This window comes from Paraliomyxa miuraensis (assembly GCF_026337845.1).
Taxonomy (GTDB): Bacteria; Myxococcota_A; Polyangia; order Nannocystales; family Nannocystaceae; genus Paraliomyxa; species Paraliomyxa miuraensis.
This window is the reverse complement of record NZ_JAOVZF010000135.1, coordinates 82,363-96,342: the sequence shown is the minus strand read 5'-3', so window position 1 is coordinate 96,342 and position 13,980 is coordinate 82,363. Positions and strand designations below refer to the sequence as shown.

Sequence of the window (13,980 nt, the reverse complement as noted above, 5' to 3'; positions counted from 1 at the left end):
CAGATGCACACCTTCCGAGGATTGCAAGCCGCCAATGCGGACCAAGGTGGTCCTCCTACGAGCGCATCGCCGCTGGAGGATGCACAGTGTGACTATGCATGGACGCATTCCCCGGACTGGTGGTCTCCCGCTGCTCGGCGCGCTCCCGAGCTTCCTTCGCGATCCGCTCGCGCTCTTGCAGCGGTCGCAGCAGACGGGAGACATCGGTCACCTCGCGCTCGGCACCCTCGATGCCGTGGTCCTGCATCACCCCGACTACTTCGACCACGTGTTTCGCGAGCACCATCGCCGCTACGTCAAGGAAGGGCCGTTCTGGGAGCAGGTCCGCGCGATCCTGGGCAATGGTCTGCCCACGTCGTCGGGTGACGAGTGGCGACGCCATCGTCGGATGATGCAGCCGTCGTTCGGTCGACGGGGCCTCGAGGGGCTCACGTCCCTGGTGATCGGCGCGCTCGAGGATTCGCTCGACTGGGACGACGTGGGTTCGTCGTGGTCGGTGCTCGACGTGGGCGCTCGCATGCCGCACCTGACGATGAACGTGGTGTCGTCGGCGATCCTCGGCTCGAGCAGCTCGAGGGGCCGGGCGCAGCGAATCGCCGAGGGGATCGCCACCACGACCGAGCTGAGCCTGTGGGCCATGATCACGCATCGATTGCCGCGCTGGATGCCCCTGCCCGGCCGGGAGCGCTTCGCCCTGGCTGCGGCCTCGATGCGCCGCGAGGGGTTGCAGCTGATCCAGGAGCGCCGCCAGCGGCTCGAGGCTGGCGACGACCTGCTCGCGTTGATGATTGCAGCCACCGACGCCGAGACCGGCGAGGGCATGACCGACGACCAGCTCCTCGACGAGACCCTGAGCCTGCTGCTCGCCGGCTACGACACCACGTCCAACGGGCTGCAGTGGGCGCTGCACCTGTTGACCGAGCACCCCGAGCAGCTCGGTCGCCTGCGCGAGGAGTCCGACGCGGTGCTGCACGGGCGGACGCCTCGCGTGGAAGACGTGCGACGGCTTCGCTACGCCCGCTGGGTCATGCAAGAGGCGCTGCGCCTCTACCCGCCCGCGTGGTGGCTGCCCCGCATGGCGGCGCAGGACGACGAGATCGGTGGTCATGCCATCGCCAAGGGCACCATCGTGGCCCCGGTGATGTACACGGTGCATCGCCACCCCGATTTCTGGCCCGACCCCGCACGCTTCGACCCCGAGCGCTTCGACCCCGCTCGCGCCGCGGGGCGTCATCCCATGGCGTGGGTGCCGTTCGGCGCCGGGCCGCGCAAGTGCATCGGTCAGGAGCTGTCGCTGATGGAGTCCACCCTGGCGCTGGCGATGATCACCCAGCGCTTCGAGCTCGAGTCTTGTGGCCACGCCGTGCGCCCCAAGCTCGACACGGCCTTGCGTCCCGCCGAAGGCGTACGTCTGCGGATCCGCCGACGCGTGGCCAGGCCACGATGGATCTCGCTGCGCCCCAGCTCGTCCGACTCGTCGACCGCGATGTGTCTCTAGTGCCGCGCCCCCTGTCGGGGTGACCGTCGGGATGGTCGCCGTACCGGCGGCGCCTTGTCGCGCCCTGGCCCCCGTGCCAGGCTGCCGTGCATGCGCTCGTGGCCCCGTTCTGCCCTCGCTCGTGCTCCGAGGCTGTTGCTGCCGATGGCACTGGCCTGCGAGATCTCGTCGCCGCCGCCTCCGGTCGAGCCTCGCACGCCCCCGGCCGCGGACCCCAACGAGCAAGCCATCGTTCCCACGGCGGTCGAGCCCATCCCCGAGCCTCCGCCCGAGCCCCCCTGGCCGACCGCCGCGGGGCTGGCCTACCGCGAGGTGGTGCTGAACGCGACCGATCCCGAGCAGCCGCTGCCCATGATCGTCGCGCTCCACGGGCTCGGCGACGCGCCCGACAACTTCCGCCACGTATTCGACGACTTTCCCGAGCCCGTGCGCGTGATCCTTCCGCGTGGACTCGACCCCGTACCCGACGGCGGCTGGTCGTGGTTCCCCGTCCGCGCGCGCAATCCCGACGTGGAGGCGCTGTCGTCCGGCATCGCGCATGCGTCCGATCGGATCGCCGAGGGAATCCGCGAGCTGTCCCAGTCACGCCCCACGGTGGGCAAGCCGATCGTCACCGGGTTCTCGCAGGGCGGCATCCTCACCTTCACCCTCGCGGTGCACCACCCCGACGTGGTGGGCCATGCGGTGGCCGTGGCCGGCTGGCTGCCGCCGCCGCTGTGGCCCAAGGGCAAGGGCGACGGCCCCCGCCCGCCCCTCCATGCGCTCCACGGCACGGCCGACGTGGCCGTGCCGTTCGAGCCCACCAAGGCCGCCATCGACGAGCTCGAGGCGCTGGGCCTGCCCGCCTCGCTCACCGTCTACGACGGCGTGGGCCATGCCATCCCCCCGTCCATGCGCCGCGATCTCCACGATCGCCTCGGCGACGCGGTGCACGAGCAGAGCAAGAAGGCCAAGCCATGACCACCTCGACCAGTGGATCGAGAGCGGCGAGTGCAGCAAGGTGACCGGGCTCGAGCCGTAGCGGCACCGAACGTCGTTTCGAGCCCGATCTCACCGATGGCCCGTGCCGGCGCCAAGGGTCGCGGTGGTGCGTCGTTTCCACGGCCGCATGGAGCCACGGACCGGCCTCGGGTAGCATGCGGCCATGGGACGATGGAGTGGCTCGATCGCCGTGGTGCTGGCTCTGGGCTGTGGCAACGACTCCGAGCACAACCCGTTCCTCGACGGGAGCGCGTCGGCCTCGGCCTCGGCAACCACGACGACCACGTCGTCGACCGGCACCACCGCGGGCCAGGAGGCGGGCTCGATGACCGGAGGGCAGGACTCGGCCAGCGACGAGTCGGGCTTCAAGTTCGACACGCCCAGCGGCAGCGACATCGGCCTGCCCACGGGCGAGGGCTGCGAGAAGATCGACTTCCTGTTCGTGGTCGACAACTCGGGCTCGATGGCGGTGCACCAGGCCAACCTGGTGGCGAACTTCGGCCCCTTCATCGACACCATCGAGGCCAACGTGGCCGGGCACGACTACCACATCATGGTGGTCGACACCGACTCGTGCCCCACGATGGGCAACTGCACGCCGATGGGCTGCGAGGACACTCTCGGCGCGGGGGCGGTGCACGGCTGCCCGATGCCCCCCGAGCGCTACTTGACCTCGCAGATGCCGATCTCGGACATCAAGTCGTCGTTCGAGTGTGCGGCGGAGGTCGGCGACTTCGGCTCCGCGTCGGAGATGCCCATGGACGCGATGATCGCCGCGACCACCATCGAGTCGGCGGCGGGCGGCTGCAACCCCGGGTTCCTCCGCGACGACGCGGTGCTGGTGGTGACGATCATCAGCGACGATCACCCGGGCTGGTTCGGTCCCGACAACGCCACCAGCATCGGAACGCCCGGGGAGTGGTTCGATGCGATCGTCGCCGCCAAGAACGGCCACGTGGACCACCTGGTCGTGCTGGGGCTGCTCGCCACCCCGGGCGACGAGAGCTGCCTGGGCTTTTGCCCCTGCAACGCGGACAAGTTCATCGACTTCGTGGACATGTTCGGCGCGCGCGGCATCGTGGCCAGCGTGTGCCAGCCAGACTACGACCAGTTCTTCCAGCAGGCGGTCGAGCTCATCGACATGGCATGCGACGAGTTCGAACCGGCGGGGTGACGGGGGTGCCTGCGCCTACGGGCGTGGCCTCGCGATCCGGATGGCGCCCGCCATTGTGACCTGGAACAGCCCCGCCGCCACGAACAGGCCGGTGTAGTCGAGCGCCTCGAGCACGGCGGGCGCGGCCGGAGCCACGACCGCCCTCGGCAGGTTGAGCAGGGCCATCAGCACCGCGAAGTGGCTGGCCCGCAGCGCGGGCTCGGTGGCATCCATCAGCATCGCGTGCACGCCCACGAGGAACACGGCGGTGGCGAGCGCCTCGAGTGCGGCGAAGCCCACGACGAACGCGAACGCATCCCACAGGCCCGGCACCAGCCCAAAGCCCACCCAGAGCATGCCCAGCGCGATCGAGCCGAGCGCCGCCGCGCGAGCATGGCCGAGGCGATCGACGGTGAAGGTCGCCAGCCCATAGGCGACGAGGTTGACCACCAAGAGCAGCGGCGCGAGCTTCGTGCTGAGGTCCTCCACCGACCACCCGAGCCGCTGCACCCAGAACTGACCGCTGATGGTACCGGTGAGCACGTTGGCGGCCATCAGGAGCGCGGCCACCACCGCCACCGCGAAGGTACGGCGGCTCTGCAGCAAGGCCCGCAGCGTGCGACCGAGCGCCATCGACCCGACCGACCCGACGGGGGTCGTGCCCTCGCGACCCGGCCACCGGGGCAATGACAGCGGCAGGCCGGCCAGCACGAGCATGATGGCCGCCTGCCCCCAGAGCGCGGCCGAGAGCCCCTGCGAGGCGACCACCAGGCCCAGGCCCAGGCTCCCCACGCCCTCGGCCCCCAGGTGGTGGCCGCCCAGGAGCACGCCGTTGGTCAGGCCGCGCTCGCCCGGCGGGACGAGGTCCAGCGCCAGCGCATCGGTGGCGACGTCTTGCAGCGACAGCGCCACGTTGAGCAGCAGCCACAGCCACGCCACCGTGGCCGGCTCTTGCACGAGGCTCTGCCGACTGGCCAGCACGGCGAGGCTGCCCGCCATGCCGAGCATGGCCACGGCGGCGAACCAACGGGCTCGGCCGCTACCCACGCCCCCCAGTCGATCGAGCACGGGTGCCCAGAGGAGCTTGAGCACCCATGGCAGCCCGGCCAGCGCGAGGATCCCGGCCTGAGCCTCCAGCGCGACCCCGGCCGCCGCGAGGCTGGGCACCAGGATGAAGGTGCCGAAGCCGTAGACGATGCCCTGCGCGAGGTATAGACCCCCGAGCCCCACCAGCCGTCGCGCCGCCCCCTCGCTGGCCACCACGGGCACTATCCCGCATCGAGGACGGACGCGCATGCCGCCGTGCTATTCTCGAGGCGTCATGACCCTGGGCGCTCACGCCGAGGCGAGCCCCGCACGCCCGATGAGGCTCGAAGACTGGGAGCGGCTGCCCGAGGACGAGCCCGGCGAGCTCGTCGGGGGCGTGCTGGTGGAGGAAGAGGTGCCGAGCTATGTGCACGAGGCAACCGTGGTCTGGCTGATGGGCCTGATGCTGCCCTGGTGCCGCCAAAACGGTGCGCGCGTGATCGGCTCGGGGCTCAAGTTCGTCCTGCCCAACGAGAGCGGTCGCCTCCCGGACCTCTCGCTGTTCCTGCGCGGCGCCCCTCGCCCTCCCGCCCATGGGGCAGCTCGCACCCCGCCGAGCATCGCGGTCGAGGTGGTCTCGTCGACCCCGGCCGACGCCCGCCGCGATCGCATCATCAAGCTGTCGGAGTACGCCGAGTTTGGGATCTCCTGGTACTGGCTGGTCGACCCCGAGCTTCGCAGCGTGGAGATCCTGCAGCTCGATTCCCAGCGCAAGTACGTCCACGTGGTGAGCGCCACGGAGGGCACGGTGACCGAGGTTCCCGGCTGTCCCGGGCTTTCGCTTCCGATCGACGAGCTGTGGCGCGAGCTCGACGAGGCGATGGCCGAGGCCGCCGAGCCGACCGAGTAAGGAGGTCGTTGTCGCCGGTCGGTGAGGCCAACCGACACAGGCTGAGCGGACCTCAGCCGCGCCGGCGTCCCATCGCCCGCAGCCGTGACCACCAGGTGATCCCGGCCTCGCGAAGATCGTCGAGGAACGTGTACATCACCGGCACCACCAGCAAGGTGAGCACGGTGGAGGTGATCATGCCGCCGACCAGCGTCTTGCCGAACGGTCCGTAGGGAATGCCCTCGCCGGTGGGCTCGGAGAACGCAAGCGGGATCATGCCGCCCACGGTGGTCAGCGCGGTCATCATGATCGGACGAAAGCGCAGCCGCCCCGCCTGCACGAGGGCCTCGGTGCGCGACAGTCCCTGCGCGCGGGCTCCGTTGACGAAGTCGATGAGCACGATCGCGTTGTTGACCACCACGCCGATGAGCAACACCATGCCGATGCCCGCGAGCCCATCGATGTTCTCCCCGGTGAGATAGAGGAACCAGTAGACCCCCACGAACGACAGCGGGATCGAGGGCAGCACGGACAGCGGCAGCACGAACGACTCGAACAGAAAGCCCATCAGCAGCAGGATGAAGATGGTGCCGAGCCCCAGCGCACCGGTGAGATCGCGCTGCATCTCGTCGACGCGGCGGCTCTCGTGATCGGCGTCGAACGAGAGCCCCTCGGGCAATTGATAGCCCCGCAGCACCGTGCGCAGCCGATCGACGGTGGGCTCGCGATCGTCGGGATCGAGGTCGAGCCGCACCAGCGCGCTGACCCGCTTGTTGAACCGCTGCAGGCTGGCCTCGCCCTTGGTGACGCGACGATCGGCGAGCACCGCGATGGGCACGGTGTCGCCGGCCATGGTGGAGACGGGAAAGCTCATCAGCTCCCGCACGTCCTCGCGGTCGGCCTTGCGGTAGCGGATGCGCACGTCGACCTCGCGCTCGTCGGTGTGGTAGCGCGGCAGTGGAGCGCCACGGATGGTGTAGGCCACGGTGTTGGCCACCACGGTGGCGGGCACCCCGAAGCGCTCGGACATCTCGCGCGACAGGGTCAGCGACAGCTCGTCGCGGCTGCGATCCTCGGTGCCGGAGTCGTGCACCCCGATCACGCCCTCGACGCGCAGCAGCGCCTCCTCGAGCTCGTCGCGCGCCTTCTGCACCGACTCGTGATCGCTGCCGTAGAGCGCCACGCGGAAGCTGTCGTCGCGGGCGCCGTCGCTGTCGCCGAGCTGCGAGGTCTTGCGCCACCCCGGTCGCTCGGGCAGCGCATCGACGACCGCACGGGCCATGTCGTCGAACGAGGGCTGCCCGGGCTCGGGGTCGTCGAAGAACACCTGCACGTCGGCCCGGTCGGCGCTGTAGCCGATGTACTGCCCTTGAACGCTCAGCTCGTCGGCGCGCCGCTCGAGCATGGCCTCGACGGCGGAGAAGAACTCCTTGGCCTCCTCGAGCGTGGTGTCCGAGGGCATCGCGTAGCGCACGGTCACCCGGCGGGTGCCGAAGTTCTCGCCGTTGACGCAGCGCACGTTCATCGCGGGCACGACCATCGAGCCCATCGCGAACAGGGTCACCATCACCACGTCCATGCGGCGGTGGAGGGCACGCCGCAGAAGGCGCGCGTAGCCGCGGTTCAGCGCCCCGAACGTGGCCTCGTAGGCCCGCTCGAGCACCGCCTTCCACAGCGCGTCGGCGCGATGGAGCACGCCCACCACGCCGTCCTGCCGTCGCACCCGCGAGGCATCGTCGTCGCCGAGCGCCGTGACGCTGGCCAGCGGCACGAGCACCACCGCCACGAACAGGCTGGCCAACAGCGACACGCACACGGGCGTGACCATGCGGACCATGAAGAACTGGGTGGGGCCGTCCGACAGCAGCGCGGCGGGCAGGAACACCACGATCGTGGTCATCGTGGCCAGCGTGATCGCCAGCGCCACCTCGCCCGTGCCCTGCAGCGCCGCGGCATAGGGGCCCAGGCCCCGGCGCCGGAATCGACCGATGTTCTCGGCCACGACCACCGAGTTGTCGACCACGAGGCCGATGCAGATCATCAGGCCGATGAGCGAGACCAGGTTGATGGTCTGGCCCGAGAAGTACATCACCGGCAGCGACAGGAACAGCGACAGCGGGATCGCCAGCGAGATGATGAGGGTCAGGCGCAGTCGACGGAGGAAGAACAGCAGCACGAAGATCGCCAAGAGCCCCCCCTGCTTGCCCGAGTCGATCACCTGGTCGAGCGAGAAGCGAATGGTGTCGCCCTGGATGAAGATCTTCTCGATCGTGAACTGCTTGAGGTCGGGGTGGAGCGTGGCCTCCTCGATCGCGGCCTTGATGGCATCGCTGACCTCGACGGTGTTGGCCTGCGATTCCTTGACCACGGCCATGACCAGCGAGGGGTGCCCGTTGTAGCGATCGTAGCGCTCGACGTCGGGCGGGCGCATGTCGATCTGGGCGATCTCCCGTAGGCGCAGGCCCTGCGGGCTGACCACGACCTCGCCGATCTCCTCGACGCGATCGAACGAGGCCAGCGATCGCAGCAGGTACTTGCCGTCGCGATCCTGCACGGTGCCGCTGGCCATGGTGAAGTTGGCCTGGGCCAGCCGCTGGACCAGGTCGACCATCTCCACCCCGGCGGCGTCGGCCAGGGCTCGATCGACCTCGATGTAGACCTCGGGCTGGGTGCGGCCGAGCAGGTTGACGACCCCCACCCCGTCGATGCGCTCGATGGGCCGCGCGAGGTGCTTGTCGATGAGCGCGGCCGGGTCGGCGATCTCCTCGTCCCAGATGATCCCGTAGAAGGCCACCGGCAGGCTGGCGCCCGACTCCTTGCGGATGTTGACCACGCGCACGTCGTCGGGCAGGTCGGGCCGCACTCGCGCCACGCGATCGCGGACCTCCCGGTAAGCCACGTCCATGTCGGTCTTGGACTTGAAGGTCATCACCACGCGGGCATTGCCGGCGCTCGAGATGCTGGTGATCTCGTCGACGCCGGGCGTGGTCGAGACGGCGCCCTCGATGAGCTGGGTGATCTTCTCCTCGACGTCCTTGGCGGTGGCGTCGGCGTACGGGACGGTGACGCTCATGAACGGGGGCGAGAACCCCGAGGGGATGAGCTCGAGCGGGATCCGAGCCAGCGCCACGAACCCCAGCACGATGGCCGACAGCAGCACCATCACCATGGTGATGGGCCGGCGCAGCGACAGCCGCACGATGCCGCTGTCGGACAGCGCGGGGGTCATCGCGCCTCGCCCCCGGGCTCGGACTCGGGCTCGGGCTCGGACTCGGACTCGTCCTCGTGCTCGGGGGTGAGCTGCTCGGGGCGCACGGCGGCGAGCTCCTGATCGAGCCGCTCGGCCATCTTGCGTCCGGTGTCGGCGCTGCCGGTCACCCGATCGACGCCGGCGTAGAGCGTGGGGATCACCACCAGGGTGAGCACGGTGGACAGGCCCAGGCCCGCGATCACGGTGACGGCCAGGGGGGCCCGGATCTCGGCGCCGTCACCCATCCCCAGCGCCATGGGCAGGAGGCCCAGCATGGTGGTCAGCGTGGTCATGAGGATCGGCCGCAGCCGCACGCGACCGGCCATCTCGAGCGCGGCGGCCGTGGGCATGCCCCGCGCCTTGAGCTGTCCGGCATAGTCGACCAGGACGATCGCGTTGTTGACCACGATCCCGGCGAGCATGATGGCGCCGAGGAACACGACCACGGAGAGCGGAATCTCGAGCCACAAGAGCGCCCCGATCACCCCGACCAGGGCCAGGGGGATCGTGAACAGGATCAGCAAGGGGTAGATCAGGCTCTCGAACTGCGAGGCCATGATCACGTAGACCAGGAAGATCGACAGACCCAGGGCCAGGTAGAGCGAGCGCGACGAGGTCTCCCACTCCTGGCTCTGGCCGGTGACGGCCGTGGTCACGCTCTCGGGCAGCGAGAGCTCGCGCAGGGTCTCGGCGATGCGCCCGGCCACCGCGCCCAGGGCCGCGCCCTCGACGTTGGCGGTGACGACTCCGACCCGCTGCTGACCAATGCGTCGGATCTCGTTGGGCCCGCGCGACACGGTGATGTCGGCGACCGCATGCAGCGGGACGGGCTTGCCCAGGCCCGGGTTGACCACCAGCTCGCGCAGCTCCTCCACGGTGGCCTCGGCGGCGCCGGACAGCCGCACGCGGATGGGGACCTTGCGATCGCCGCGGCTGAGCCGCGTGGCCTCGGTGCCCTGGACCTCGTCGCGGATCCGCTCGGCCACCGTGCGCACGTCGAGCCCGAGGCGAGCGATCGCATCGCGGTCGTAGACGATGTGGATCTCGGGGCTGCCGGGGCGGATCGAGGCCTCGACGTCGCGCAGGCCCGGCACCCGGCGCAGGCGCTCGGCGACGGCGGTGGTGGCCTCGGCCAGCTCGTCCAGATCGTTGCCGCGCACCTCGACCTCCACCGGGGTCTTGAACGAGAACAGCACGGGGCGCGAGACGGTCACGCTGACGTCGGGTAGGCCCTGCAGCGCCTTGCGCACGGCGACCAGGGCCTCTTCTTCGCGCTCCTGGGCCTGCGCACGCGAGGTCCCGGTGGGCAGGCGAAGCCGGCTGCCCGAGGCGCCGGCTTCGGAGCGCGAGGCGTCGCCCTGGCCCTGGCGCTCGAGCGTGAGCCGCAGCCGGGCCGTGTGCTCGCCTCGATCGCTGCTGTCGCCCTCGTCGCGCTCGCTGCCGATGGCCACCGTCAGCGACTCGAGGTGCGGGACGTCCTCGAGCAACCCGGCCTCGACCGGAGCCACCACCGCGTCGGTCTCGGGCAGCGGAGTGCCCACGGGCAGCCGCAGATCCACGTTGAGCTCGCCCTGGTGCAGCTCGGGGATGAGCTCGGTGTCGAGCCTCGGCGCACCCTGGACGACCACGCCGAACGACGCGACGAAGCCCAGGTAGACCACGATGCGGTTGCGCAGGCACCAGCGGATGATGGGCGGATAGATCGCCTCGAGCGCGTCGATGATGCGAGAGAACACCCACAAGAGCGGACGGACCAGCAGCCCCACCAGCTTGCCGAGCACGAGCACCGTGCCGAGCACCACCACCCCGAACGCGACCGCCCCGGTGACGATGACCTTGCCCAGCAGTTCGAACACGACGTGCAGGCCAAAGCGCAGCAGCGCATAGGGCAGCCCGATCACCCGCCAGGGCCGGCGCCGCACGCCGCGGAAGTGCTCGACGAGCTCGGCGACCGACGACCAGCGGGCCCACGTGCGGCCGAGCCCTCGCACCACCCCGACCGCGGCCGCGCCCTCGCCCGCGGCGAGCCCGGTGCGCGAGGCCAGCATGGGGATGAGGAACAGCGCCACCGCGAGCGAGGCGAGCAGGCTGAACACCACGGCCAGGCCGAGGTCGCCGAACATCTGGCCGGCCACGCCCTCCACGAACACCATGGGGAAGAACACGGCGATGGTGGTGAGGGTGGAGGCGACCACGGCCGAGCCGACCTCGGAGGTCCCGCGCAGGGTGGCGGAGACGAGCTCGTCGCCTTCCTGACGACAGCGGTGGATCGACTCGAGCACGACGATCGAGTTGTCGACCAGCATGCCCACGCCCATGGCCAGACCGCCCAGCGACATGATGTTGAGCGAGACGCCGGCGATCGAGAGCGGGGCGAACGTGACCAGCACCGACACGGGGATCGAGGCGGCCACGATCAGGGTGCTGCGCAGGTCGCGGAGGAAGAAGAACAGCACCAGCACGGCGAGCAGGCCGCCCACGACCGCGGTGTTGCGAACCTCGGCGATGCTGGACTCGATGAAGCGCGAGCGGTCCGAGGCAACCTCGATGACGGCGCCGTACTGGTCCTGCAGGCGCGGCTCGACCTTGGTCTTCAGCTTGCTGCGCACCGCGTGGGCCATCTCGACGATGTTGGCGTCGGCCTCCTTGTAGACCTCGATCTCCACCGCCTCGCGCCCGTCGACACGGGTGATGACCTCGCGATCCTCGTAGCCGGGCTCGACCCGCGCCACGTCGCGCAGCCGCACGTCGCGGCCGTCGCGGCGCACCACCACGATCTCGCCGATGTCGTCGAGATCGCGGAACTCGTTGACCGTGCGCACCAGGTAGCGCGTACGGCCGTCGCGCATGGTGCCGCCCGCGAGGTTGATGTTCTCGGCCTCGAGCCGCCGGATGATGGTGTCGATGCCGACCCCGGTGCGCCGCAGCTTGCCCTCGTCGAGCTCGACGTGGACCTCCTCCTCGAGGCCGCCCTTGATCTTGACCGCGGCCACGCCCTCGACCGGCTCGACGAGGCGTCGGACGTCGCGCTCGGCGATGCGCCGCAGGAGCTTGAGACCGGCCACGCCCTCGAACCGCGAGCCCTCGCCGCCCAGCGAGAGCGTGAGCACCGGATCGAGGGTGGGGTCGTAGCGGAGGATGAGCGGCTGGTCGACGCCGTCGGGGAGGTTGGGCCGCACGGCATCGAGCTTCTCGAGCACGTCCTGGCCGGCCTCGTCCATGTCGGTGCCCCAGGCGAACTCGAGGATCACGTCGCTGTAGCCGGCCCGCGACACGCTCTCGATGCGGGTCAGGCCGGTGACCACGCCGAGCATCTCCTCGAGCGGGCGCGACACGTTGTTCTCCACCTCGCCCGGCGCCGCCCCGGCGAACTCGGTGCGCACGGTGAGCTTGGGATACGAGATGTCGGGCATCAAATTGATGGGCAGCAGGCGGATCGAGAACCCGCCGAACACCATCACGGCCAGGAACACCATGAGCACCGCCACCGGACGGGTGGTGGTGAAGTGGAGGCGCGAGCGCATGCTCCTGCCCTCGCTCGAGGGGGGATCCGAGGGAGGACTCGGAACCGGCTCGCGCGAGGAGGGAGGAGCCGGGCTCTGCGGGCTCATGCGCCTCCGTTGGAGGCCCCGGATTCCTTCTTGGCGCCCTTGGCCTTGGCCTTGGCCTTGCGAGGCGCGGTCCCGGCCTTCGTGGTCTCGTCGGCCGCCGCGGCCTCCGGGGGGGTGGGGGCTGCGTCGGGCTCGGCCGTGGTCGGCACGGCGGCGGCCGGCTCGGCTGGCGTGGGCGCCACGGCCTCGAGCCCCCCGACCGGCGTGCCGTTCTCGTCGACGCGCGTGACGAGCCCGCCGTCCTTGAGCCCGGCGTGGCCGGCCAGCACGATCTCGTCGCCCACCGCGACGCCCGAGACCACCTCGGCGTGATCGCGATCGGTCAGCCCCAGCTCGACCTTGACCCGCGCGACGCGGTCGTCCTTGGCCACGAACAGGTAGGGCTGCTCCTCGTCGTAGACCAACGCCTGCTTGGAGACCAGGGTGGCCTTGGGCCGCGTCTCGGTGGTGAGCGTGACCTCGGCGTACATGCCGGGCAGAAAGCCCGCGTCACCGCCGGTGAGCTCGGCCGGCAGCCCGATGGTGAGCTTGACGGTGCCGGTGGTGGCATCGACCACCGGAGCGATCCGCTCGAGCTTGCCGATTCCGGAGCGCCCCTTGGCGGCCTTGCCCATGACGAGGGCGTCTTGGCCCACGCGCAGGCGATCGAGCTCCTTCTCGGGCACGTAGACGCGCGCCACCAGGGTGTGGAAGTCGACGATGGAGAGGATCTGGGCCCCGGTGGTGACGAACGCCCCCTCGGACACGAAGCGCTCGGTGACCGTGCCCGCGAACGGAGCCTCGATGCGGGTGTTGCTGACGTCGCGCTTGCGATCGCGAACGTCGAGTTGGGCGGTCTGGTAGGCCAGCTCGGCTTGATCGAGCTCGGCCTGCGAGGCGACGCCGCGCGCGTGGAGCTGGCGGATGGTGGCCAAGTCGCGCTCGGCCTTGTCGAGCGAGGTGGAGGCGCGATCGAGTCCGCTGCGCTGCACGTCCTGCTTGATGCGGGCCAGCAGCACCCCTTCCTTGATCTCGTCGCCTTCTTCGAAGGTGATCGCGGTGATGCGCCCGGTGGACTCGGCATGCACCGTGACCATCCGCTCGGCCTCGATGGTGCTGGTGGCCCGGATCTCGGCGCGGATCTCCCCCTGCACCACGCGCCCGGTGACCACCGGGGTGGGGACTTCCTCGTCGTCCTGCTTGGCGTCGCGCTCGGAGGACTCGGCCTGGGCCATCGGGCCGCAGCCCGACAGCGGCACCGCCAGCGCACCCAGGCACAGAAGGCCGAGGCCAATGCTGCGACGGGTAGAGGATCGAAGGCGCATGCAGACCACCAGGGCTCGGCGCTGACATAGCACGAGCCGCGTCACGCGCCATCGTCATCCCGGCCGGGAGGCCCCGATGGTCGTGCGGCGGCTTGGACCCGGCTTCGGGGCTTCGGGTGTCAACCAGCGCCGCATCAGGGACGAGATCGCTCCCCGTGGAGGCAGAGCCCGTGGATCCACTGAACCATTGCATTTTACTTCACGGTTACCTCCCGAGCGCTCCGTGGCATCGCGCCAAAGCTCGAGGGGCACCTCGATGATCCGAGGC

8 protein-coding genes are annotated in these 13,980 nt (G+C 70.2%); 4 read left to right on the top strand and 4 right to left on the bottom strand.

Annotated features, from left to right (window positions below; genetic code table 11):
• Nucleotides 1–94: 94 nt before the first annotated feature.
• The 3 genes from OEB96_RS05685 (at nucleotide 95) to OEB96_RS05675 (ending at nucleotide 3,653) form a co-directional block, all read left to right on the top strand.
• Nucleotides 95–1,498, top strand: coding sequence for a cytochrome P450 (locus OEB96_RS05685; protein ID WP_266214450.1), 1,404 nt, complete (start codon nucleotides 95–97; stop codon nucleotides 1,496–1,498).
• A 144-nt stretch (nucleotides 1,499–1,642) separates the two neighbouring features.
• Nucleotides 1,643–2,458 (top strand): alpha/beta hydrolase, encoded by an 816-nt coding sequence (locus tag OEB96_RS05680; RefSeq protein WP_266214418.1) that lies wholly within the window; start codon nucleotides 1,643–1,645, stop codon nucleotides 2,456–2,458.
• A gap of 184 nt (nucleotides 2,459–2,642) precedes the next feature.
• Entirely contained in the window at nucleotides 2,643–3,653 is a 1,011-nt protein-coding gene (locus OEB96_RS05675) for a hypothetical protein (protein WP_266214417.1), read from the top strand.
• Between the two features lie 15 nt (nucleotides 3,654–3,668).
• Here the strand turns inward: OEB96_RS05675 and OEB96_RS05670 are convergent, their stop codons facing one another.
• Nucleotides 3,669–4,892 (bottom strand): MFS transporter, encoded by a 1,224-nt coding sequence (locus tag OEB96_RS05670; protein ID WP_266214416.1) that lies wholly within the window; start codon nucleotides 4,890–4,892, stop codon nucleotides 3,669–3,671.
• Between the two features lie 61 nt (nucleotides 4,893–4,953).
• Here OEB96_RS05670 and OEB96_RS05665 point away from each other — a divergent pair, with 61 nt between their 5' ends.
• Nucleotides 4,954–5,568: a Uma2 family endonuclease gene (locus OEB96_RS05665; RefSeq protein WP_266214415.1), complete on the top strand. Its 615-nt coding sequence runs from the start codon at nucleotides 4,954–4,956 to the stop codon at nucleotides 5,566–5,568.
• 52 nt (nucleotides 5,569–5,620) lie between these two features.
• Here OEB96_RS05665 and OEB96_RS05660 read toward each other — a convergent pair whose 3' ends face one another.
• The 3 genes from OEB96_RS05660 to OEB96_RS05650 form a co-directional block, all read right to left on the bottom strand.
• Nucleotides 5,621–8,776, bottom strand: a complete 3,156-nt coding sequence (locus tag OEB96_RS05660; protein ID WP_266214414.1) for an efflux RND transporter permease subunit — start codon at nucleotides 8,774–8,776, stop codon at nucleotides 5,621–5,623.
• Complete coding sequence (locus OEB96_RS05655; protein WP_266214413.1) at nucleotides 8,773–12,321, bottom strand: efflux RND transporter permease subunit; 3,549 nt, start codon at nucleotides 12,319–12,321, stop codon at nucleotides 8,773–8,775. Before OEB96_RS05655 ends, OEB96_RS05660 begins: the two co-directional genes overlap by 4 nt.
• Before the next feature lie 83 nt (nucleotides 12,322–12,404).
• Nucleotides 12,405–13,757: an efflux RND transporter periplasmic adaptor subunit gene (locus OEB96_RS05650; RefSeq protein WP_266214412.1), complete on the bottom strand. Its 1,353-nt coding sequence runs from the start codon at nucleotides 13,755–13,757 to the stop codon at nucleotides 12,405–12,407.
• Between the last annotated feature and the right edge of the window lie 223 nt (nucleotides 13,758–13,980).